The sequence below is a fragment of the Seonamhaeicola sp. NFXS20 genome (assembly GCF_049132085.1).
Taxonomy (GTDB): domain Bacteria; phylum Bacteroidota; class Bacteroidia; order Flavobacteriales; family Flavobacteriaceae; genus Seonamhaeicola.
This window is the reverse complement of the sequence record NZ_JAFMPU010000010.1, coordinates 125,667-148,420: the sequence shown is the minus strand read 5'-3', so window position 1 is coordinate 148,420 and position 22,754 is coordinate 125,667. Positions and strand designations below refer to the sequence as shown.

Annotated in this window: 23 protein-coding genes; 18 read left to right on the top strand and 5 right to left on the bottom strand. The window is 27.3% G+C overall.

Annotated elements, in window-relative coordinates:
- The 16 genes from J1D01_RS13895 to J1D01_RS13820 all read left to right on the top strand — a co-directional run.
- The coding region (locus tag J1D01_RS13895; protein WP_421151236.1) for a transposase at positions 1-471 on the top strand (471 nt) is incomplete at its 5' end.
- Positions 472-855: 384 nt separating this feature from the next.
- The gene (locus J1D01_RS13890; RefSeq protein WP_421151235.1) at positions 856-2,010 is read left to right on the top strand and encodes a glycosyltransferase family 4 protein; all 1,155 of its coding nucleotides are present in this window, start codon (positions 856-858) and stop codon (positions 2,008-2,010) included.
- Positions 2,011-2,020: 10 nt separating this feature from the next.
- Positions 2,021-3,064, top strand: coding sequence for a sugar-transfer associated ATP-grasp domain-containing protein (locus J1D01_RS13885; RefSeq protein WP_421151234.1), 1,044 nt, complete (start codon positions 2,021-2,023; stop codon positions 3,062-3,064).
- Between the two features lie 7 nt (positions 3,065-3,071).
- Positions 3,072-4,346 (top strand): CoF synthetase, encoded by a 1,275-nt coding sequence (locus J1D01_RS13880; protein ID WP_421151233.1) that lies wholly within the window; start codon positions 3,072-3,074, stop codon positions 4,344-4,346.
- A 155-nt stretch (positions 4,347-4,501) separates the two neighbouring features.
- On the top strand, positions 4,502-5,107 hold the full coding sequence (locus J1D01_RS13875; RefSeq protein ID WP_076701402.1) for a sugar transferase: 606 nt from the start codon (positions 4,502-4,504) through the stop codon (positions 5,105-5,107).
- A gap of 27 nt (positions 5,108-5,134) precedes the next feature.
- Positions 5,135-6,883, top strand: coding sequence for a NeuD/PglB/VioB family sugar acetyltransferase (locus tag J1D01_RS13870; RefSeq protein WP_421151232.1), 1,749 nt, complete (start codon positions 5,135-5,137; stop codon positions 6,881-6,883).
- 164 nt (positions 6,884-7,047) lie between these two features.
- On the top strand, positions 7,048-8,118 hold the full coding sequence (locus tag J1D01_RS13865; protein ID WP_421151231.1) for a GNAT family N-acetyltransferase: 1,071 nt from the start codon (positions 7,048-7,050) through the stop codon (positions 8,116-8,118).
- A 22-nt stretch (positions 8,119-8,140) separates the two neighbouring features.
- Entirely contained in the window at positions 8,141-9,277 is a 1,137-nt protein-coding gene (locus J1D01_RS13860) for a GNAT family N-acetyltransferase (protein ID WP_421151230.1), read from the top strand.
- 10 nt (positions 9,278-9,287) lie between these two features.
- On the top strand, positions 9,288-10,472 hold the full coding sequence (locus J1D01_RS13855; protein ID WP_421151229.1) for a GNAT family N-acetyltransferase: 1,185 nt from the start codon (positions 9,288-9,290) through the stop codon (positions 10,470-10,472).
- Positions 10,462-11,625, top strand: a complete 1,164-nt coding sequence (locus tag J1D01_RS13850; protein WP_421151228.1) for a GNAT family N-acetyltransferase — start codon at positions 10,462-10,464, stop codon at positions 11,623-11,625. Before J1D01_RS13855 ends, J1D01_RS13850 begins: the two co-directional genes overlap by 11 nt.
- Positions 11,626-11,735: 110 nt before the next feature.
- On the top strand, positions 11,736-12,899 hold the full coding sequence (locus tag J1D01_RS13845) for a GNAT family N-acetyltransferase (protein WP_421151227.1): 1,164 nt from the start codon (positions 11,736-11,738) through the stop codon (positions 12,897-12,899).
- A 78-nt stretch (positions 12,900-12,977) separates the two neighbouring features.
- Positions 12,978-13,637 carry a hypothetical protein gene (locus tag J1D01_RS13840; protein WP_421151226.1) on the top strand — a complete coding sequence of 220 codons (660 nt, stop codon included), beginning with the start codon at positions 12,978-12,980 and terminating at the stop codon, positions 13,635-13,637.
- A 70-nt stretch (positions 13,638-13,707) separates the two neighbouring features.
- On the top strand, positions 13,708-14,340 hold the full coding sequence (locus J1D01_RS13835) for a hypothetical protein (RefSeq protein ID WP_421151225.1): 633 nt from the start codon (positions 13,708-13,710) through the stop codon (positions 14,338-14,340).
- Entirely contained in the window at positions 14,341-14,856 is a 516-nt protein-coding gene (locus J1D01_RS13830; protein ID WP_421151224.1) for a hypothetical protein, read from the top strand.
- On the top strand, positions 14,837-15,886 hold the full coding sequence (locus J1D01_RS13825; RefSeq protein WP_421151223.1) for an HTTM domain-containing protein: 1,050 nt from the start codon (positions 14,837-14,839) through the stop codon (positions 15,884-15,886). Before J1D01_RS13830 ends, J1D01_RS13825 begins: the two co-directional genes overlap by 20 nt.
- 50 nt (positions 15,887-15,936) lie before the next feature.
- Positions 15,937-16,908 (top strand): hypothetical protein, encoded by a 972-nt coding sequence (locus tag J1D01_RS13820; protein WP_421151222.1) that lies wholly within the window; start codon positions 15,937-15,939, stop codon positions 16,906-16,908.
- Positions 16,909-16,922: 14 nt separating this feature from the next.
- Here J1D01_RS13820 and J1D01_RS13815 read toward each other — a convergent pair whose 3' ends face one another.
- From J1D01_RS13815 to J1D01_RS13805, 3 genes are all read right to left on the bottom strand, one after another.
- Positions 16,923-18,377: an MBOAT family O-acyltransferase gene (locus J1D01_RS13815; RefSeq protein WP_421151221.1), complete on the bottom strand. Its 1,455-nt coding sequence runs from the start codon at positions 18,375-18,377 to the stop codon at positions 16,923-16,925.
- A 167-nt stretch (positions 18,378-18,544) separates the two neighbouring features.
- On the bottom strand, positions 18,545-19,024 hold the full coding sequence (locus J1D01_RS13810) for an Lrp/AsnC family transcriptional regulator (RefSeq protein ID WP_076701434.1): 480 nt from the start codon (positions 19,022-19,024) through the stop codon (positions 18,545-18,547).
- 70 nt (positions 19,025-19,094) lie between these two features.
- Positions 19,095-20,246: a M14 family metallopeptidase gene (locus tag J1D01_RS13805; protein ID WP_421151220.1), complete on the bottom strand. Its 1,152-nt coding sequence runs from the start codon at positions 20,244-20,246 to the stop codon at positions 19,095-19,097.
- 282 nt (positions 20,247-20,528) lie between these two features.
- On the opposite strand from J1D01_RS13805, the gene J1D01_RS13800 reads away from it, so the two are divergent.
- Positions 20,529-20,915, top strand: coding sequence for a helix-turn-helix domain-containing protein (locus J1D01_RS13800; RefSeq protein WP_421151219.1), 387 nt, complete (start codon positions 20,529-20,531; stop codon positions 20,913-20,915).
- 36 nt (positions 20,916-20,951) lie between these two features.
- Positions 20,952-21,320, top strand: a complete 369-nt coding sequence (locus tag J1D01_RS13795; protein ID WP_076701442.1) for a DNA topoisomerase IV — start codon at positions 20,952-20,954, stop codon at positions 21,318-21,320.
- On the opposite strand, the gene J1D01_RS13790 is transcribed toward J1D01_RS13795, so the two are convergent.
- Both J1D01_RS13790 and J1D01_RS13785 read right to left on the bottom strand, forming a co-directional pair.
- A complete protein-coding gene (locus J1D01_RS13790) occupies positions 21,317-21,817 on the bottom strand; it encodes a hydrolase (protein ID WP_421151218.1) in 501 nt (166 codons plus the stop codon). The two genes, J1D01_RS13795 and J1D01_RS13790, sit on opposite strands and share 4 nt — an antisense overlap.
- A gap of 7 nt (positions 21,818-21,824) precedes the next feature.
- A complete protein-coding gene (locus tag J1D01_RS13785; RefSeq protein ID WP_076701447.1) occupies positions 21,825-22,586 on the bottom strand; it encodes an MBL fold metallo-hydrolase in 762 nt (253 codons plus the stop codon).
- Positions 22,587-22,754 lie beyond the last annotated feature (168 nt).

Genomic DNA, 22,754 nt, shown 5'->3' with positions numbered 1-22,754 from the left:
GATGCTTATTCAAGAAAAATAATGGGTTACAGCTTTAGGATGGATTTAACAGCACAAGGTTGTATAGATGCCTTAAAAATGGCTTTAAACAATAAAGCTTATCAAGAATCAATGATACATCATTCCGATAGAGGTTCCCAGTATTGCTCTCATCAATACGTCGGATTGTTACTCAAAAACAAAATGGCTATTAGCATGACAGAGAATGGTGACCCTTATGAAAATGCTATTGCTGAACGAGTAAATGGCATTATAAAAACAGAGTTCAATATACATTCTAGTGTTTTGGGTTTTGAGAAAACGCAAAAATATATCTCAAAAAGCATCGATAATTATAATAAATTAAGACCGCATGCCAGCTGTGATTATCTAACGCCAAACCAAGCTCATTTAGAAACAACAAAACTTAAAAAAAGATGGAAAAACTATCAGACATATAATAATCCTAAAATGCCTGTACAGGCATTTTAGGATTAAGAAAAAGAGTTGTATAATTATATCAGGATTTATTTATTAACCTGTATAGCTATTTTAGGACGGGTCACAAAGGACGGGTCAACCCTATAGCTGCCCTATGGATACCCTATGGATATCCTATGGTTAACCTATGCCTTTCATTAGCATAAGCATAATTAAGAGCTATTATTTAATTTAGACGTGTTAATACATCTCAAAAGTTTTGTTATAACCTATTATTTACTATTTCAGGTATATAAAACGTATTATATATATAAGGACAATCACTCCAAAATTCCAATCAACCTAATTTTATGACCATAAAAAGATGAATTATTTATCAAACAAATTACTTTTCTATATTTGCTTTGGTCTATCTAATGACCCCAAATCAAAAAAATGAAAAAACTTATACGAATTACCACAATCCCTGGTTCTATTAACGGTTTACTTAGAGGACAACTTAAATTTATGTCTGCGCATTATGAGGTTATTGGCATATCTTCAAATGATGAAGGTTTTTTAGAAGAAGTAAGTGAAAGAGAAAACTTTAGACCTATAGCTGTAGAAATGTCAAGAAAAATTTCACCTTTAATGGATATTATAGGGGTTTTTAAATTATACAGAATTATTAAAAAAGAAAAACCTTTTATTGTACACACACATACACCCAAAGCAGGTACACTAGGAATGATGGCTGCAAAATTAGCTGGTGTACCGCATAGGTTACACACTATTGCTGGTTTGCCCCTTATGGAAGCTACAGGAACTAAAAGAAAAATATTAAACAAGGTTGAAAAAATAACTTACGCTTGTGCTACCAAAATTTACCCAAACTCGTACGGATTAAAAACCATAATATTAAATAATAAGTTTACTACTGAAGATAAACTAAAAGTAATTGGTAATGGAAGCTCTAACGGAATAAACACAGAGCATTTTAACCCTAAACATTACAATAATGAGTTTTGTATAGAGCTTAGAAAAGAATGGAACATTGATAAAAATGACTTTGTTTTTGTTTTTATTGGTAGGCTAGTAACTGATAAAGGTATTAATGAATTAATAGCTGCTTTTAACAAATTAAGCCAAAACACTACTAACATAAAATTACTATTAGTAGGTAAAGAAGAAGAGCATTTAGATCCTTTAAAACCAGAAACACTATTATCAATAAAAACCAATAAACAAATAGTTTTTGCTGGGTGGCAAAATGATGTTAGACCATATTTCGCAATTTCTAATGCATTGGTATTCCCTAGCTATCGTGAAGGCTTCCCCAATGTAGTACTTCAAGCAGGAGCTATGGAGTTAGCATCTATTGTAACAGATATTAATGGGTGTAACGAAATTGTAAGTCACAATGAAAATGGTATTATAGTACCTGCAAAAAATACAGAGAAACTTTATGAGGCTATGCAAGCGTTTTTATTAAAAACTAAAGATGAGCTTACAGCTATGGGTAAAAAATCTAGAGATAGAATAGTAAAAATGTACGACCAACAATTTGTTTGGGATACGCTTTTAAAAGAATATAAAAGTCTTAAACGTTAAAAACTGTAAAATGCTTACAAGAGTTTTGTTAATTAAAGGTTTTTTTAAAGATCCTGATAAAAAAAGCGTTTTTAAAATAATTTATGAGTTATTTGTTTATGGGTGGGCAAAAAAAGAGTTCCCTACTGATTATTTTAGAAAATTTCTATACCGAAAGGGCGTAACCAATATTACATCTTATTTAAGCTTAAAAGAATTTTATAGCATCATTGATTCTAAAAAAATTTTGGTGCCAGATATTGCATCTATTTTAGAAAGTAAACTGAGTTTTTCTATGTTTGCCAATAAACATAACTTACCTACCCCGCAAATTATGAGTTACAATATTGGTAGAAACTTTTACCTAAACTCTAAACACTATTCAATTAATTCTAAAAATGAATTAATTGATTTTTTTACAAAAGTATTTACCTGCTATAAAGAACCCGCTTTGTTTTTAAAACCTATAAACGGTATTGGTGGTAAAGGATGTATATTATTAAGTAAAGAGCAATTTAAACTACAAATTGAAGATTGTTTTGATACCTTACTAAAACATAACTATTTACATCAAGAAAAAATAGTGCAACATCCTATCATAAATAAAATTCACCCTAATGCAATTAATACACTTAGAATTAATACGTATTTAGATACAGATGGTAAAAGTCATATTATTTCTGCACTTATGAGATTTGGATCTGGTAACTTGGTAACAGACAATGAAAGTTCTGGCGGGTTTTATATAGCACTAGATATTGAAAATAAAGCTCTTAAAGGTATTGGTCGCCAAAGCATGTCAAGAAATGGCAATACATTTACACATCATCCAGATTCTAAAGTGAAACTAGATGGGTTTAAAATACCATACATTACAGAATCTATAGAACTAACGCTTTTGGCTGCCAAAATGCTCCCCACACGCATTATTGGTTGGGATATTGCAATAACCGAAAAAGGCCCTATAATTATAGAAGGAAACTCGAATCCTTCTCTTAATATGGCTGATATTGCTTATGGAGGTCTTTGCAAACAACCGCTAATTAAAAATATTTTAGATGAAATTAAAAATTAACTAAATCATGTTTCCTAATATAAGCCCCAAGCAATTATTATACAAAATACTTGACTTAGTAAAAAAAAATAAAAACAACCACTATAAAGAGATAAAAAGCTTAGTTGAAAAGGGAACAAATAATGCTCCTCAATTAAAAGCGCTCTTAAAGCATGCTTGTACTAGTACCATTTTCTATAATAAATTTGATTATAAAAAAGGTATTAAAGCTTTTCCTGTAATTAACAAAAACATTATAAAAACTAATTATAGTAGTTTTCAATCTACAAAGTTTAAAAACGCAAAAAATAGAATAGTAGCTACAAGTGGCTCTACTGGAATACCTTTTAAAGTTCACCAAAACTTAATAAAAATACTTAGAAATACTGCAGACAACCTATACTTCTCAGAACTTGCGGGGTATAATTTAGGCAACAAACTCTATTATTTTAGAATGTGGAATGCCTTTGAAAAAAAAGGAGTAATAGAAAGATGGGCTATGAATATAATACCCATTGATGTTTTTGAACTAACTGATAACTTTTTTAGTAGCTTCTTAAAAAAAATCCAAAGTAATAAATCACCAAAAAGTTGGATTGGGTACGCATCTTCTTTTGAAACAATGTGTAAGTATTTAGAAAAAAATGAAAAGGAACCTATAAACTGTAACTTAAAATCAGTCATTGCTATTTCAGAAAGTTTATCACCTTACACTAAACAAACACTAAAAAAGTACTTTAATGTTAATGCTGTTTCTAGATATTCAAATGTTGAAAATGGTATTATAGCGCAACAATTACTAGGCACTTCGTATTTTGTATTAAATACAGCTAGTTACTATGTAGAAATTCTAGATATTAATTCTGATAAACCTGTTGAATTAGGACAAAAAGGAAGAATAGTTATAACCGACCTATATAATTTCAGTATTCCAATGATTAGATATGATACAGGGGATATTGGAGTTATGAAAATAGTTGATAACAAACCTGTTTTAACAAGTATTGAAGGTAGAAAAATTGACGCTATAACAAACACAAAAGGAGAAATTATTGCTAATAATATCATGCTACTTCTTAATAATTATCATGAATTAAACCAATGTCAATTAATTCAAAAAAATAACAAAATTTATGTTTTTAAAATAAATATAGACGGTGAATTTAAAAATGAAAGAAAATTTATTAATGACTTTAAAACCTATTTAGGTGAAGATGCCATTATTAAATTAGAGTATGTAGATGAAATTCCGCTATTAGCGTCTGGTAAAAGACGTGTAATGGTTAATGAAACAAATATATAAACATCATAATATGTAAAACAATTCTCATATTTGAATGACAATTCTTATATTTTTCATTTTATCAAAAATAAAAGCTTTTAGTCTATAAAAAGTATATCAATTAAATATATAGGTTACTTTTATGCCAAACTTACAAACCAAACTTAACCAAATCAATGTACTCAATCTTCATAAAAAGACTTATTGACTTTTTTGCCGCTTTAATTGGTTTTATAATATTGTCTCCTGTTTTTATTGTTGTAACTATTTTTTTATTCTTTAGTAATAACGGTAAACCCTTTTTCTTACAACAACGCCCTGGTAAAAATGAAAAGATTTTTTCCATTATCAAGTTTAAATCAATGAACGATAAAGTAGATGAACACGGCAACCTTTTAAGTTACGAGCAAAGAATTACAAAAGTAGGAGCTTTTATAAGAAAATATTCCTTAGATGAAATACCACAACTTATTAATGTAATTAAAGGAGATATGAGTTTAGTTGGCCCAAGACCTCTTTTAGTAGAATATCTTCCACTATATAACGAAGAACAAAAATTAAGACATAAGGTAAAACCAGGAATAACAGGTTGGGCACAAGTTAATGGAAGAAATACTATATCATGGCAAAAAAAATTTGCTCTAGATGTGTGGTATGTAAACAACATATCTATACTTTTAGATTTAAAAATCATCTTTCTTACCATTAAACGAGTTGTGAAAAAAGAAGGTGTCAATAGTTCCGAAAACTTAAATATGCCTGTGTTTACAGGAAATAATTAATTTAAAGCTAGCGTATTAATGAGCTTAATGAATAAAAAAACAAATATTGTTATAATTGGAGCCTCTGGTCATGCTAGAGTTATAATAGATATATTAGAAAGAAACAACAAATATAACATAGTTGGTTTAATAGATTCGTTTAAACCTGTTGGTAGTTACATTTATAATTATAAAATATTAGGTCGAGAAAACGATATTCCTAATCTAAAAAAAACACGCAATTTCAGGCACGGTATCATAGCTATTGGTGATAACTGGACCCGAAAAAAAATTCATGAAAAAATATCAAAAATAGCCCCTCGTTTTAAATTTATTAATGCCATACATCCAACCGCTGTAATAGGTAAAAATGTAAAAATAGGAAAAGGTGTTGTTGTGGTTGCTGGTTGCATTGTTAACAGTAATGCTGTTATTGGAGATTTTTGTATTATTAACACTAAAGCCTCATTGGGTCATGATAGCCAACTAAAAAAATATGCTAGTTTAGCACCAAATAGTACCATTGGTGGTAATGTTAAAATAGGTACTTGTTCTGCAATTTGTTTAAGTGCTAGTGTTATTCAAGATATCACTATAGGTAAACATTGTATAATTGGTGCTAGTTCACTTGTAATAAGAGATGTACCTAATAATTCTAAAGTTATAGGAATTCCTGGTAAGGTTGTAGAAAAGATAAAAAAAGGAGAAAAATATTTATACCATTCTGAAAGTTTAAAAGCCAAACAGAAAGGTGTATTAGAAATAATTACAGAGAAAGATAAATGGCAAAAAATATTATCTGAAATTGGTAGGTATGATTTTTATCACACTTATGAATATCATGAACTTTCTAAAAATTCTAATGAAAGCCCCATTCTTATTCTTTACAGAACAGGTAATGATAATTTAATTGCGCTCCCTTTACTAATAAGAGACATTACTAATTCAAACTATAAAGATGCTACTTCTGTATATGGCTATGCAGGTCCTATTTCAAAAAACATTAACTTAAACTTTGACAATTCAGACTACGCCAAGAATCTTTTAAATTATTTTAAAGACAACAATATTATATCTGTTTTCTCTAGGCTCAATCCTTTTATGCCATGCCAACCTATTGTTTTAAAAGGTTTAGGTGAAGTTGTATCACAAGGAAAAGTTGTTAATATTGATTTAAATCTAGATAATGATGTGCAACGTAGTAACTACAGAAGTAGGTTAAAGACACACGTAAATAAAGCAAGAAGATTATGCTCAGTTAAAAAAGCTGTTAGTAAAGAAGATTTAGAAACTTACATTAATATTTACCATGAAAACATGGATCGTGTTAAGGCTAAAAGCACCTATTATTTTGAAAAATGCTATTTTGAAAACATGATGAAAAGTCAAAGTTTTGATACTGATGTTTTACTAGCTATTGAGAATGAAACTGGTACAGTTGTGGCAGGAAGCATGTTTGTTACAACTAACAATATTGTACAATACCATCTTTCTGGAACAAAAAATGGGTTTTTACACTTAACCCCAACTAAGTTATTAATAGATGAAATGCGCTTAATAGCTAATAAAAAAGGGTGTCAATTTTATAATTTAGGAGGTGGTTTAGGTGGTAGCGAAAATGATTCACTTTTCAACTTTAAATCATCATTTTCTAAAGACTATAAAAATTTTAACTTATGGAAGTTAATTGTTAATGAAACTGCTTACAATGAGCTTGTTGAAAAAAAAGGAATTAATAAAGATGCTTCATTTTTTCCTTTATACAGATTCACTGATGATATAAATGTAAACTTGTGATAAACCAAAACCCCTTTCTATCAAAAACCTTTACTAATATTTGGCTAAAACATTTTAATTTTAGCAAACCTCCCTATACATTTAGTTTTATAAAAAAACTCTCTTTTTTTAAACCTTTTAAGTTACCGCTTTATATTAATGTAGGCAGAAATTTAACTAAAGGGATGTCTTATACCTTAGAAAATAATATAGATTATAAAAGAAAGACTTTTTTAATCTATGATGTGCCTGAGTATTTTAATTTGCCATTTCTAAAAAACAACACAACTTCCTTAAAACTAAAAAGAATAAAACAATACCCGGGGTATTCTATAAATTTAGATAACTACACTAACCTTGATGAATTTTTAAAAACAACTTTTAGTAAAAGCAGCAACCAAAAACTTAGACGCTATTTAAGAAGACTAGAACTTTGTTTTGATATCTCTTATAAAATGCTAATAGGTCCTACAGATAAAGCTGAATACAATAGAGTATTTAATCATTTTCACAGCCTATTAACAAAACGTTTTAATGATAAAAAAACTACCAATAACAACTTAAACCCAGGGGAATGGAACTTCTACAAAGAGGTAGCTTATCCTTTAATTTTAGAAAAAAAAGCAGGCTTACACGTTGTTTATAATGGTAATACCCCTATTTGTGTTAGACTTTTATATTTCTCAGAATCAATTATTTTCGATGCCATAACAGTATTTGATATTGATTACACTAAATTTCATATAGGCAAAATTTCAGTAATGAAAATGCTTGAATGGAGTTTTAATAGTGATTATAATTATTTTGACTTCTCAAAAGGGTATTTTGATTATAAAGAAAGCTGGAGTGATTTAAAATATAATTTTGAATATCATATTCTATATGACAGCAAATCTATCTCTTCAATTTTATTAGCCTCTACTCTATCTAGATATTTTAAAACTAAACAGTTTTTAAGAGATAAAGATTTTAATAAAAAATTACACAATCTCAACTTTATACTAAAATGCAAAAATAAAGACATACAAAAACCAACTATCCAAGAAATAGACTCTAAAAATATTGAATTTACAAATGATATGTTGGTTAAAATTGATTTCTTAGATTTAGAATATTCTTTTTTAAGAAAATTTGTTTTTGACTTTTTATTCTTAAACAGTGAACATATTAACAACCTCAATGTTTATAAGATTGAAGAATTAGACCAAAATTATTTTTTAATAGAAAGCCCTAAAAAACAAACAATAGTTTATTAAATAAACAAACCTGCAAAATAATATGATTAAAAAACAAGACTTTTATTCTAGTTTTTTTGAAAAAAACAACATTCCTGTTGCATATAAATCTATTGTATTTAAAGATCAAAAAATCTACACATCTCAGGCTACTTCTATCAATGTAAAACCTACATATTCTTATACTTACGTACCAGATTATATTACATGTGCTCCTAAGGACAATCTAAAAATAAAAAACATATTCTTAAAACATGGTTACGCTGCCAACTTATCTAACTACAAAACAATTGATGACTATGTAAAAACAGCTTTTAAAAGTAGTTTTAGAAATAATATTAAACGGTCTTTAAAAAGAACAGAACTTTGCTTAAATATTGATTACAAAATGTATTATGGAGCAATGGAGCAAGAAAATTATAATAATTTAATGCAATTGTTTCACAAAATGTTATCTAAACGTTTTAATAACGTAAATGCACGAAACCTAACACTAGAAAACTGGGACTTTTATAAAAAAAATGCCTATAATTTAATTCTACAAAAAAAAGCATGTTTGTTTGTTATCTACAATAACAATAAACCAATTGCTTTTTCTTTAAGTTTTATTTTTGATAAAATATTTTATTTTGCCATACCAACTTTCAATCTAGATTATTCAAAATTCACGCTTGGCAATGTGGTCATATATAAAAATTTAGAATGGTGCATTAATCATAAATTTAAACTATTCGATATGGGGTATGGTGGCTTTGAAAACAAAGTTAATTGGTGTGACACCACTTATAATTTTGAGCATCATATTATAAGTAAACAAAATAATATTAAGGCTAATCTACACGCTTTCTTTCTTAGTTATAAGTATAGGTTAATTAACTTTTTAATAGACAAAAAAGTTAATATCAAAATCAGGAAAGTTTTAAGTAAACTAAAAAAAACACCTGTACAACCTATAATAACTTTTAATATAACTTCTTGTGATAAAACTTATAATGAAAACAATCTATTGAAAATTGATTTAGATTCTGAAAAGTATCAGTATTTAAAAAAACCACTTAATGATTTTTTATACTCTAAACAAGAATACATTAACGATGTTCTTGTTTATAAAATAAAAGAAGAAGCTGACGTCTATGTACTTAAAGGAAAAAAAAGTGTAGCAAAAATTGTAACCACTTAAATGAAGTAAAATGCCGTATTTACAAAGAGAACAATTTATTTGGGAATTTACTAGAATTGGTAAAATTCCCCCTATATATAAAAGTGTAAGTTATAAGAATCACACTTTTAAAAACATGTCTCAAGAAAACAGCTTAAAACCCGTATTAAGTGTTACTCTGTTCCCAACATTTTTAAAGGCTAATTTAGTTAATGAAAGCAAATATGTATTAAAAAAAATTAATCATAAAAACTTTTCTGGAGCTGGAGTTGATATTACAAAAAGTAACTCTATTGATGATTTCTTAAAGCAAGAATTAAAATCACAAATAAGAAAAAATTTAAATAGAACTATAAACCGACTTGAAAAGTGTTTTGAAATATCGTATAGTTATTATTTTGGCGCTATTACCGAAGAGAAACTTTCATTTTTATTGAGTAATCTAAAACTTATGCTTGAAAAACGTTTTGATCAAAAAAATATGCTCAATAATTTTTTAAGCAAGTGGGATATTAATACAAAAGACTTATTTGAATTAATAAATAATAAAAAAGCGTCATTGTTTGTAGTTTATGATAGAGACAAACCTATTAGTATTTCTGTAAACAGACATTATGAAAACACTATTCTCTTTAGCGATATAAACGGTTATGACTTAGACTATAGTAAGTTTGGCCTTGGGCATTTAGATAATTATCTGTTAGTCAAATGGTGCATTGAAAATGAATATAAATTTTTAGACTTAGGAAATGGTGTTGTAGAATATAAAAAACGGTGGTGCAATACTTTCTATGATTTTGAATATCATATATACTATAAAAAAGTATCTCTTATAGCCTTAACTATTGCTGCTTTTGAAACACTAAAAATTAAATTAAAGAACAAAATCAAGAAATTAAAAATTGATAAATGGGCTAAAAGTGTCATAAATAAATTAAGAAATAAAGAACAACTCTCTAACAATAAAAGTGTAAAATATTTTAAACCAGAAATTATAACTTTAAAAGCCCCCATAGAACCAAATAATTTTACTTTAATTAATATTAATAATTCAGAAAATCAAAATATTAGAGAGTACATCTACAACCAACTGTACTTGAAGCAAACACATATTAATGATACTAAGGTCTATATTCAAAAAGATACTCCTAGCACTTATTTTATTAGCATGCCAAAAGAAACCATTAAAATTGTATTAACACATTATGAGTCATAAAAAAACATTACACTTTTTTAATGAGCTAGTTGAAAAACACCAAATTCCTAAAGCTTATAAAAAATTAAGCTTTAAGTTTAATAATAAACCATTTTACAAATCAAGTGCTAACACATCTGAAAAAACAGTATACCCAGTTGAAACTTATATTGCATTTCCAGGCTTTTTAACACCCAAATTTAATTCTGATAAATTTAAAGCCAAATGTATTGAACAAAAAAACCAAGAGTGTTTTGGAATTATTTTATCACCAGAAATTAAAACCACACAAGAATATTTAGTTCAAAATTTGTCAAAAAACTCAAGGTCTCCAATACTTAAAAAAAAGAAACGCTTAGAAGCTTGTTTTAATATAACCTATAAAGTTTTCTTCGGAAATATTAATAAAGATGAGTATGATAGGCTAATGGATGTAGCTCATGCCATGTTAATTAAAAGATTTGAGCAAAGAAATGATTCTAACTTTATATTAAAAAACTGGAATAAATACTTAGAAATACTTTACCCTTTAATAAACCAAAATAAAGCGTCTTTTTTTGTAATTTATAATGAAAATATCCCTATTCAAATATCAATTAATTTTCATTACGATAAAACCTTTTTTGCATACATACCCGCATATAACATAGATTATGCACAATTTGGATTAGGAAACACAGCTGTCTATAAGCAACTTGAATGGTGTATAGAAAACAAATATGAATATTTAGATATGGGCAACGGTGATTTAGAATATAAAGTGCGTTGGTGTAACCACCAATATAGCTTAGAAACACACATAGTATATGTTAAAAAAAACATTGTTGCTCAAACTAAGGCTCTAATACCAATATTTAAAGTAAAACTCATAAACTTCCTTAAATCAGTTAAAAATCTTAAAAAAGGAAACAAAAAACACAACCAATCATATAAAACTAAACCTCCTTACAAGATTGAAACCATTGAAAATAATTTCAAAATTCAAGAAAATGAAATTCAGGAAATTAATTTTTTTGACACCCACAAAGAAAAATATTTATCCAAAATCATCTGTGATTTTATTTATTCAGAAAAAGAACATTTAAACAATATTAAAATTTATAATATTGTAAATACCCCCAACTATATAATAAAAACCCCAACTAAAGGAATTAATGTTTCTTATAAAACATAAAATTTATGTTATTAACATACTTTAAATATTGAACATATTTTTCTAAAATTTAAAAAAGAAAAATACAGCTTAGTTTCCTAAAAAAGAAAACCACCTATAATTAAGTTTCTATGAAACAACAAGACTTTTATAACACTATTACTCAAAAACACCTTGTGCTTCCATATTATAATGAACTATACTTAAAACATGATTGTTTTAAATTATACACATTAAAAGAAAGGAAAAGAAATAATTTTGATATACCTTGTAATGTTGCTTTATTTCCTTCGTACTTAACACCTAAGTTTCATGTTGAAAATGGCTTAAAAACAATAATTATACCCCAAAAAAAAATAACAGGTTATTCAATATTAATTAATGAAAACACTAATGATATTGATTCTTTTTTAAAATCTACTTATAAAAAAAGCTTCAGATCTAATATTTTAAGGTTTGTAAACAGATTTGAAAATTGTTTTGAGGTTAACTATAAAATGTTTTTTGGAGAAATATCTAAAGAAGATTATAATTTTTTAATGGAAAAATTACATACTATGCTCTCCAAACGGTTTAACCAAAGAAATGACACAAATAAGGTATTATTAAATTGGGATAACTATTTAAAAACAACTTATGACTTAATTAATACAAAAAAAGCATCATTATTTGTTATTTATAACAAACAACAACCTGTGCATATTTGTATAAATCATCACTACAATAAAATACTTTTTGTTTCAGTACCATCTTTTGATTTAGATTATTTCAAATTTGCTCTCGGTAATATTTCACTGTATAAACTTCTAGAATGGTGCATCAACAACAACTATACTGTAATGGATATGGCATATGGTTATTTAGAATACAAACGCAGATGGAGTAATAATATTTATAGTTATAATCATCATATTATATATAATGAAAGTAAAATTGGAAATAAAATTTCAGCTAAAATAGAAGTAAAAAAATTAGAATTAAAAAACTTTTTAAAAGATAAAAATGTTGATGATATACTTAAAAAAGTGAAAAAATTATTGAAAAAAAATAATTCTAAACCTCAATCTTCTTATTCTTTTGAAAGTATCACAAATTTTACCCCTCTTAATAATTCACCTTTATCAGACAGTGAACTTCAATATTTAAAAAGACCTATTAATGATTATCTTTTTAATAATAAAGAGCACCAAAAAAAATTAAAAGTTTATGAAATAATAAAAGATAAAGAATATATGCTTCTAGGCGAGCGAAACATACAAAAATTAACTATCCTTAATCATGTCGGAAAAATTTAACAAATCAGCCATTTTTTTTTTTTTTAGTATAAGAATAGTGAATATTAGCTCCAACCAATATAATTAAAATTAATAATTATGAACAAAATAAAAATGTTTTTTAAGTTACTGAGCAATGGTAAATTAACAGATATATTAAAAATAATTAAAAGGCGAGCATACTCAAATATCTATTTCTTTTTACTCAAACAAGATTTAAGTACAACAGATTTAGATAATGTTCCTAAAGCGAGAATAGATATAAGTCTTCGTCCTTTTAGAGATTCAGACTTAAAATATTTTGAAGATGATGAGTTAGGAAATAAGTTGCTAGAAGCTAATATTCCCACATGTTATGTTGCTGTTACAAAAGATGACATTCCTTGCTATAGAGCTTGGTTTTTTGAACCATCTCAAAATGATAAAACTCAAGCTTTTTTTGGGTATAATTTCCCTAAACTTAAAAAAGATGAGTTCATGGTAGAAATGGTTCATACTCGTAAAGAGTTTCGTGGCCGCTATATATATGTTGCTGCAAATTATTTGTTTTTAAAAATGGCAAAAGATTTAGGTTATAGATGGGCTGTTGGCTGTGTTGATATTAATAATAAGGCACCTCTTAAAGGTCTTAACAGAAGTGGTTGCCACCCCTATAAATTGCAAGTAACCAAATGGCGATTTTTTACTAGAAAAACTATTTATGTTGATATTCCTGAAAAAATAAAAGCAAAATACCCAAGGTTAAAATTTCCATATTAAAGAGTTCGTTGTGTACAATAAAATTTCAAATTTTAACAAATGTATAAATAAGATAAAGGTGTTTGTGAGTATGATTAAAAACACTCAATTTAAATATATTATTAGAACTATTAAAAGAAGAACCTATTCAAACATCTATTTTTTTTTAGTAAAAAAAGATGTTACTACAGTTGATTATAGTAAAGCTCCAAAAGCCCAAATAGATATAAAATTAAGAGAGTATAAAAATTCTGATTATGAATATTTTAAAAATGATGCTTTAGGCAATAAATTAATTCAAACAAAAATACCAACATGTTTAGTTGCTGTTACTAATGATAATATTCCTTGTTTTAGATGCTGGTTTTTTGAACCCTTAAATCACAAAAAAGTTCAATCTTTTTTTGGTTACAACTATCCTAAACTAAAAGAAGATGAGTTTATGTTAGAACTAGTACATACCGTAAAAGAATATAGAAGTCAATATGTGTATGTAGCTGCTAATTTCATGCTTATGAAAAAGGCTAAAGATTTGGGATACAGATGGGTAATAGGTTGTATATCTTTAGACAATTTACAATCATTAAAAGGAGCTAATAGAGCCGGTGCACACCCTTATAAATTACAAATTACAAAATGGCGTTTTTTTAGAAGAAAAACCATTTACGTAGATATTCCTGAGAAATTAAAAACTAAATACCCTCAATTATCTTTTACTTATTAAATGAAAGAACATTTCAATAAAACATACAAATACATTATTATAACATTAGTATTACTACCAAATATTTTTGTTATGGCGGTTGGTATAGAAAGTTTCCCCTTTACTTGTGCCCCCATGTTTGGTCATTATATTAATGAAGAAACAGATTTATATCTTTTCAAATTTGAAGGAGTAGTCAACAATAAAAAAATTAACTTAACAGAATATTATGGTAAACCAGAAGGCTATTTAATTAGGCATTTTTTTAGTAAGGTTTACGGTTCTACCGATGCTATCTCTCCTTTCACAAATAAATTACATGAAAACCATTCTTATTTTAAAACTAGAATGAATGCTTTTTTTAAAACATTTGCTTCTTTTTTAGAAAAAGAATACAACCTTAAGTTTGAAAAAATAAACTTAATGGTTATAAAAGTAGACCCTAATAGAAACCCTCTATCAGAATATAAAATGCTAGGTTTTTTTAATACTAATGAGAGTCAATACTATTCTTTACATGATGAAAGTAATAAATAAAGTTATTAAACTAATTAAAGTTCTTATTAAAAACCCTCTAAGTATTTTAAGGTTTCTATTAGCTATTCTATTTACTAAAAAACTAGTAGGTTATATATATTTCATAGAAGAAATTAAAAACAACTCACAATACCCTTTAAGCAAAACATGGTTTACAAGTTTACTACCTAATTCAATGTTTAACTTAGACGTACATTTTTTATACCAATTAAAATTAGTTGTAATAATTGTGGGCTTATTAGCCACTGTTGGCATTATAGGTAGGTTAAGTCTATTTCTATTATCTCTTTTAAGCTTTTATATTCTTGGTATTGTTGAAGGCATAGGGGTTTTTGATCACCATTTATCGCTACCCAGTCAAGTAATATTAATATTAACATTTATACCAGGAACTTTGAAATTATCTGTAGACAATTTTATTCATTCACTATTTAAAAACAAAAAAACAGTAATTACAGATACTCCTAAATGGAGTGTAAATTTAATTTTAGCTGTTGTTGTACTCACCTACTTTGCAGCAGGTGTTTCAAAGTTAAGATACGGTAATGGACTTAATTGGTTAGATGGCTCAACACTAAGCTTCTATTTAAAAGAGCAAACGCTTAAATACAAAGAAGGGCAAATGCAATTAATAATTGGAGATAATAAAATTTCTGAAGAAAATAAGTGGAAAGATAGTATAGGGTTCAAAGCTCATGCCTATGGAAACTTCCAGCTTTCTAAAAAAAGAAATGCTATTTCAACTTATATTGCCAACAACAAAACACTAGTTATATTGTTATCCATAGGTTCTGTTTTATTTGAATTACTAGGGTTTATAGTGTTTATTAATTCAAAATACCGAAATTTATACCTTATTTCTGCAATCTTATTTCACCTATCAATAGGTGCTTTAATGGGTATATCTTTTAGGCAATATAGACTAATATGCTTGTGCTTAATTGACTGGAAATCTTTATTCAATTCAATATCAGCACTCTTACCTACCCCAATTTTAAGTAAGTTAAAGACTAATTTACAATTAAACTAAATGGTTTTTATAATTTTGTTAAAACATTTATAATCATAAAGCGATAAGCAATGAAAATTCTATTCGGAAAAATAATTCTTTATTCTATTTTATTATTTATAGCCCTAGAACTAATTGTAAGGGTGTTTCATCTTTACAGTGAATACCCAACGTTTATTATAAATGATAAAAACGTAAAAACATATGCTCCTAACCAAGATGGATATTATACCACTGGTAACAGACGTATGAATTTTGCGCAGTACCACATCAATAAAACAGGTTTTAATTCGTACAGAGAATTTACACCATCTGAAAACGAGACTGATATAGCTATAATAGGAGATTCTTTTATTGAAGGCTTACACCAGAACTATAACAATTCAATTGGTAAAAAATTAGAGCACAAACTAAATGATAGTGTAAATGTTTTTGAGTATGGGCATTCTGGTTATGATTTTGCAGACCAATTACACCTCATTTCTGCCTATAAAGAAAAGTTCCAACTAATAGATAAAACAATTATTTACTTAAAATTTGAAAACGATTTAAAAAGAGACTTTTATGAACCAGATCAATATTGGGTAGATTCTCAATATTTTTTAACACGAAGAATAGCTAAAAAAATAAAGCTCATAAACTATGCTGAAAACATAGGACTTTTTGAACCCTTAAGAGATTTAAAAAGAAACGCTGTTGCTTTTATTAAACAAGAAAAAACTACCCCTAGTACAAATTTAGAAGATACTCAAAAAAAATCTAAAGATTTGGATAATGTGTATCTAAATAACTTCAAAAAATTGATTACTGAGTTTGGTTTTGATAAAGACAAAACCGTTTTATTGTTAGATTCAAGAGCTACAAGTGATGCTTTTTTAAACTTCTGCAAGAATCAAAATATAAAATACATCGATTTTGCAGCTTATTTTGAGAACAGCTCTACTCCTACCACGCTAATTTACGATATGCATTGGAACAATCATGGTAGAGAATTAATAGCAAATGCTATTGCTGATTACATAAAAAAAGAACAACAAAATTAGTTGTATTTTCCTTTTTAGAATTGGAAATATATAAAGGAACGATCCACTCCATCATCATAAAACAGTATCATTAGTAATACTACAATGGTGTAAACTGCAAATCTTACATATCTAGATTTAAATTTAAAAGGAGAACGCTCATCTTTTCTAATACGATATTCATACAATACAAAAGCAGCAATAAGAATATAATAATCAATCATACGATACCCTTGTGGATGTACATACTCACTGTATGAAAAATCAGAAAGAATTCTTTTAATAAAACCAAAGGCACTAGTTATAGACTCTGATCTAAAAAATATTCTAGAAAACGTTACAATACCAAAAGTTAGTATTAACTGCCCAATTTCTACCAAAGAAGGAAAAAATGAATTTTCTCCAACCACGCTATTTTTATATATGGTATTTCTTCCCATTAAAAAAACTGGTATAAAAACCAAAGCATGAAAAGCTCCCCAGAAAATAAACGTCCAATTGGCCCCATGCCAAAAGCCACTTACTAAAAATATGATAGCAATATTTCTTACAGATTTTAATTTACTAACACGAGAGCCACCTAACGGAATATAAATATAATGCCTAAACCAAGTTGATAACGAAATATGCCAACGCTGCCAGTACTCTGCTACATTTCTTGAAAAATTGGGAAATTTAAAGTTAGACATAAGTTCAATACCAAAAAGTTTAGAGGTACCAATAGCTATATCTGAATAACCACTAAAGTCTCCATAAACTTGAAAACTAAATAAAGTAACTCCTAATATTAAGGTAGACGCAGGATAAGAATTGTAATTTAAAAAAACATCATCTACTATAGGAGCTAATGAATCGGCTATAACTATCTTTTTAAATAAACCCCATAGTATCAACTTTAAACCATCAACCACTTGGTTATAATCAAAAGTACGTTTATTAAGTATTTGTGATAATAAATTAGAGGCTCTTTCTATAGGGCCTGCAACCAATTGTGGAAAGAAACTAACAAATGTAGCAAAAGACAAAAAGTCTTTGGTTGGTTCTAATCTTTTATAATAAATATCAAACGAATATGACATAGTTTGAAATGTATAAAAAGAAATTCCTACAGGTAAAATAATTCGTAATGTCCATGTGCTTTTTATATCATACCCAAAAAGCGACACCATATCTACCCAAGAGTCTACAAAGAAATTAAAGTATTTAAAAAAGCCTAAAAGACCTACATTAAATATAACACTTACCCACAACCAACGCTTCCTATAACTAGGCTTATTATTGTTTTGATGTATTTTAATCCCCACAAAATAGTCTACTATAGTACTTAGTAATATTAAAGACAAAAATCTCCAATCCCACATACCATAAAAAACATAACTAGCTACTAAAACTAGTATATTTTGGGCTTTTAAATGTTTTTTAAAAACGAACCAATAAATAACAAAAACTATAGGGAGAAAAATGAAATATTCTAATGAATTAAATACCATAAAACTTATTTAATTATTTCTTTTTTTATGAATACAAAAAAACTAATATTATTTGATACTATTCAAAAATAATCTTTGAAATGCAGTTAATTCCATTAAAAACATTTAAACACAAAAAAAGCCCTTACTTGTAGGACTTTTTTAATATTTTAAAATATAGAACTATTTTATAAATCGTTGAATATTGAATGCATTAAGCGTTTTTTATCGTTAATGCTTTCTTCTAATGAAATCATGGTTTCTGTTCTGTAAACACCTTCAATATCATCTAACATAAAAATAACTTCTTTAGCATGCTCTGTACTTCTACCTCTTACTTTACAAAATATATTAAATTTACCAGTTGTTATATGCGCTACAGTAACATAAGGTATTTCGTTAATACGCTCTAAGACAAACTTTGTTTGAGATGTATTGTTTAAATAAACACCTACATAAGCTATGAAAGAATACCCTAGTTTTTTATAATCTAACATTAAAGAAGAGCCTTTAATAATACCAGATTCTTCCATTTTTTTCACACGTACATGCACTGTACCTGCAGATATTAATAATTTTTTTGCAATGTCTGTAAAAGGTATTCTTGTGTTATCTATTAACATGTCAAGAATTTGGTGGTCAATTTCGTCTAATTTTATTTTTCCCATAATTAGCTTTTCTTAGATAAAACCCAAAATTAATACATTTTTATTAATAATTACGCATAATCTATACGTTTTATTTTGGTAATAATACGATATTTTCATTTTTTATCATTACGAAAACGTTTTCGCTAGCTATTGAAAGCTTTTTCTTTCTATCATCTAACACCGCTTCTCCTTTAGCATCTATTTCTCTGTGACCATAAAAATTGTTTAACTTTTCTATGCATTGAACTACAGGCATAAATTCTAAAGTATTATCAACCAGTGTTTCTTGAAATTGAATGGCTATATCAACCAACCCTTCATTTGAATATCCTGCTGCATTTCTTATAATAACATCATAAAAGCACTTTTCATTTTCAGGAATACTAAAATAAGAGTCTATTTTACTTCCATCAACATTAAATTCTGCAATATAACATAGAGATTTAATATAAGACATGTAAATAAGTTCTCTTGTATACTCTCTGTTATAATCGTTAGCAAAATGACCTGCTTCAAATAAAATAGTAGGTACGTTTTCACTTTGAAATGTATCACCAACGCAATTTATATTAAATGCATCATCATAAACACCAATTTGGTTGGGAATAACCTCTTGCAATGCATCATTCATTATGCCAATTATTTCCATGGCCACTCTTCTATTTTGAGTAACAGTACATTCTTTATCTTGTGCTGGAGATAAAAAAGATACCGTAGCAGATTTGTTATTTTTTCCAGCGCTAAAAATAGTACGCTGACCATGTAAATTAAAACAATAATGAGGTTTAAAAGCTTCAAATACTTTACGCAATACCAAACTCTCTGGCTGTGTTAAACTTTGCGCATCTCTGTTTAAATCTACCTTATTAGCATTTACTCTGGTGTAAACCTCTGCTCCATCTGGATTTAAAATAGGAATAATATATAAAGTACAGTGTTTTAAAATATGAGTTAAACCAATTTCGGCTTCTTTTAAAGAATTTAAGAGATCAAATAAAGCCTTAGTTGTGGTAGATTCATTACCATGCATTTGAGACCACATTAAAACTTTTTTAGGTCCAGCACCTATTTCAATTCCATAAATAGGTTTGTTTAAAACTGAATATCCAATAGTCTCAACCTTACAATAATTTTTAAGATTTTTAAGTAAAGGTTCTATATGGTTATTGGTTATATACCTACCAAAAAGCGTATTTTCTTTATTGTTTATAAAGAGGGATTTTATTTGTTCTGTTTGCATGAAATTATTTTTGGATACAAATGTAAACATTTACAATTTTACAAATGTAAACAGTGAAATCATCTGTTTTTAGTTACAAATGTATACTATTTAATGTAGCTAATATTAAATAATTACCTCTAAAATCATTATAAATTGGTATAAATCTGTATTTCAGTGATTTAATACATATTATTTTAAGTTTTTATTTATGTTAATTTAAGTTTTAATACTTAATTTTTTGTATTAACTAATATATTTTTTACATTTGTAAACAATTAAAACATCATAATACAGTTTACAATGGTAAACACCGAAGCATTTACTAAAAGACTAAAAAAAGTAATGGATTACTACGGAGAATCTGCTTCTTCTTTTGCTGAAAAAATAGGTGTGCAGCGCTCTAGTATTTCTCATATATTATCAGGAAGAAACAAACCTAGTTTAGAATTTGTTTTAAAAATACTTTCCTCCTTTCCTGAAGTTGAACTGTATTGGCTTTTAAATGGGAAAGGACAATTTCCTTCCATACAAAAAACTTTAGATTTTAAAGATGAGCCAAAAAAAGAAGTTACTAACCAAAAAAATATTGAAACAAAACTAGATTCTACAAATAGCAATAACAATAAAACAATAGAGCGTATTGTTATTTTTTATTCTGACGGAACATTTAAAAACTTTCAGAATTAAACTATTCTTTAGTAGTTTTGCTAAAAACTACTTTATATGCGTTTTCTTTATTTATTATTGCTTTTTTGTTTAACAAGTTGCTACACCACGCAAAGAGATTGTACAAAGTTTAAAACAGGAAAGTTTTATAGTGAAATTACCCTAGATGGTGAGGTTTTAGTATCTGAATTTGAGAGAACTAATAATCTGCAAATAGAAACCTATAATAATAAAGTTGACTCTTCTCAATTACGATGGATAAATGACTGCGAAGTTATTTTTAAAACCATTAACCCTAAAAATATGGCAGAAAAAAAAGATGTGCATTTAAAAATACTTACTACAACTGATAGCTCTTATACCTTTGAATACTCTTATGTAGGCGAAACAAAAAAACAAAAAGGCATTGCCTACAAACGCAACTAATATGGTGGATACAAAAACGATTCTACCATATTAAACTTAAGTTCTTTATCTTTTGTTATTTCATAAGTTAAAAAGATTTCACCCCAAAATTCACCATCCGAAAAATCGGCTATAATCCACTTATGGTTTAACATTTTAACGGTATTAATCATCATTTTTCGTCCTTCACTAGACCCATAAGGTATTAAAGGATGTTCTCCTTTAACTTCGTTTAACTTATATAACTCGTCTTTTATAAAAGGAATTAATTCGTCAATTTTATAACCATCTCTTTCAAAATAACTAATAGCGTCTTCATTTCTATCTAAATTAAAATGAGAAACTTCTAAGAATGCATCTTCTAAAACATCTAAAGAATCTTTGTAGGTTTTAAGTTTAGCTTCTTTTTTAATTAATTTTTTATTTAAATCTTCAAAAACACGCTTAGAATTTACATACTGAAATAATACTAGTAATATTGAAAAGATAAATAAGTAGATAAAAATTCTTTGCTTCATAATATGTTTATATTGTTATTTCTAATTCATCGTAAGCCAAAAATACATTTTCTGGCAATGTTTTTTCTACTTCATCATGAAAACCTAACAAATGACTAATATGAGTTAAGTAGGCTTTTTCTGGGTTCACTTTTTTTATAAACGCTAAAGCTTCTTCTAAATTAAAATGAGAATGATGCGGTTCTTTTCTTAAAGCATTAACCACTAAAACTTTTACATTTTTAATCTTTTCAATCTCCTTGTTTTTAACCGTTTTCATGTCGGTTAAATATGCAAAATCACCAAATTTAAAACCAAAAACCTGTAAATTGGCATGCTTTCCTTTTACAGGAACCACCTCTAAATTTCCTAATTTAAAAGGTTTGTTTTTTATTCTATTTAGTGTAACCGATGGCGCTCCGGGATATTTGTTTTTAGTTTTAAAAACATAATCAAACCGTTGCTTTAAAGATTTTAAAACACGCTTATGTGCATATAAAGGAATATCTCCTTGTCTAAAATAAAACGGACGAATATCATCTAACCCCATAACATGATCTGCATGTTCATGTGTAAATAAAATGCCATTAATTTTATTGCACCCTGCTCTAAGCATTTGATACCTAAAATCCGGTCCGCAATCAACAACATAAGTATAATTGTCCCACTCAACTAAAACAGAAACACGCAACCTTTTATCTTTGGAGTTATTACTTAAACAAACAGGGTGTTTGCTCCCTATTATTGGAATACCTTGTGATGTACCAGTGCCTAAAAATGTTATTTTCAAAAAAAAATAATTTTCTATTTAACAAATAAATCTACTAATATCAATAGAATTCAACTAAAATAAAATTTCATATTCATAATTTCAAATCTTAAGTTTTATTGAAATCATAAAATAACCTATTCTAAATATTTGGTATTGAAAAGTAGCTTACATACTTAACAAAATTAA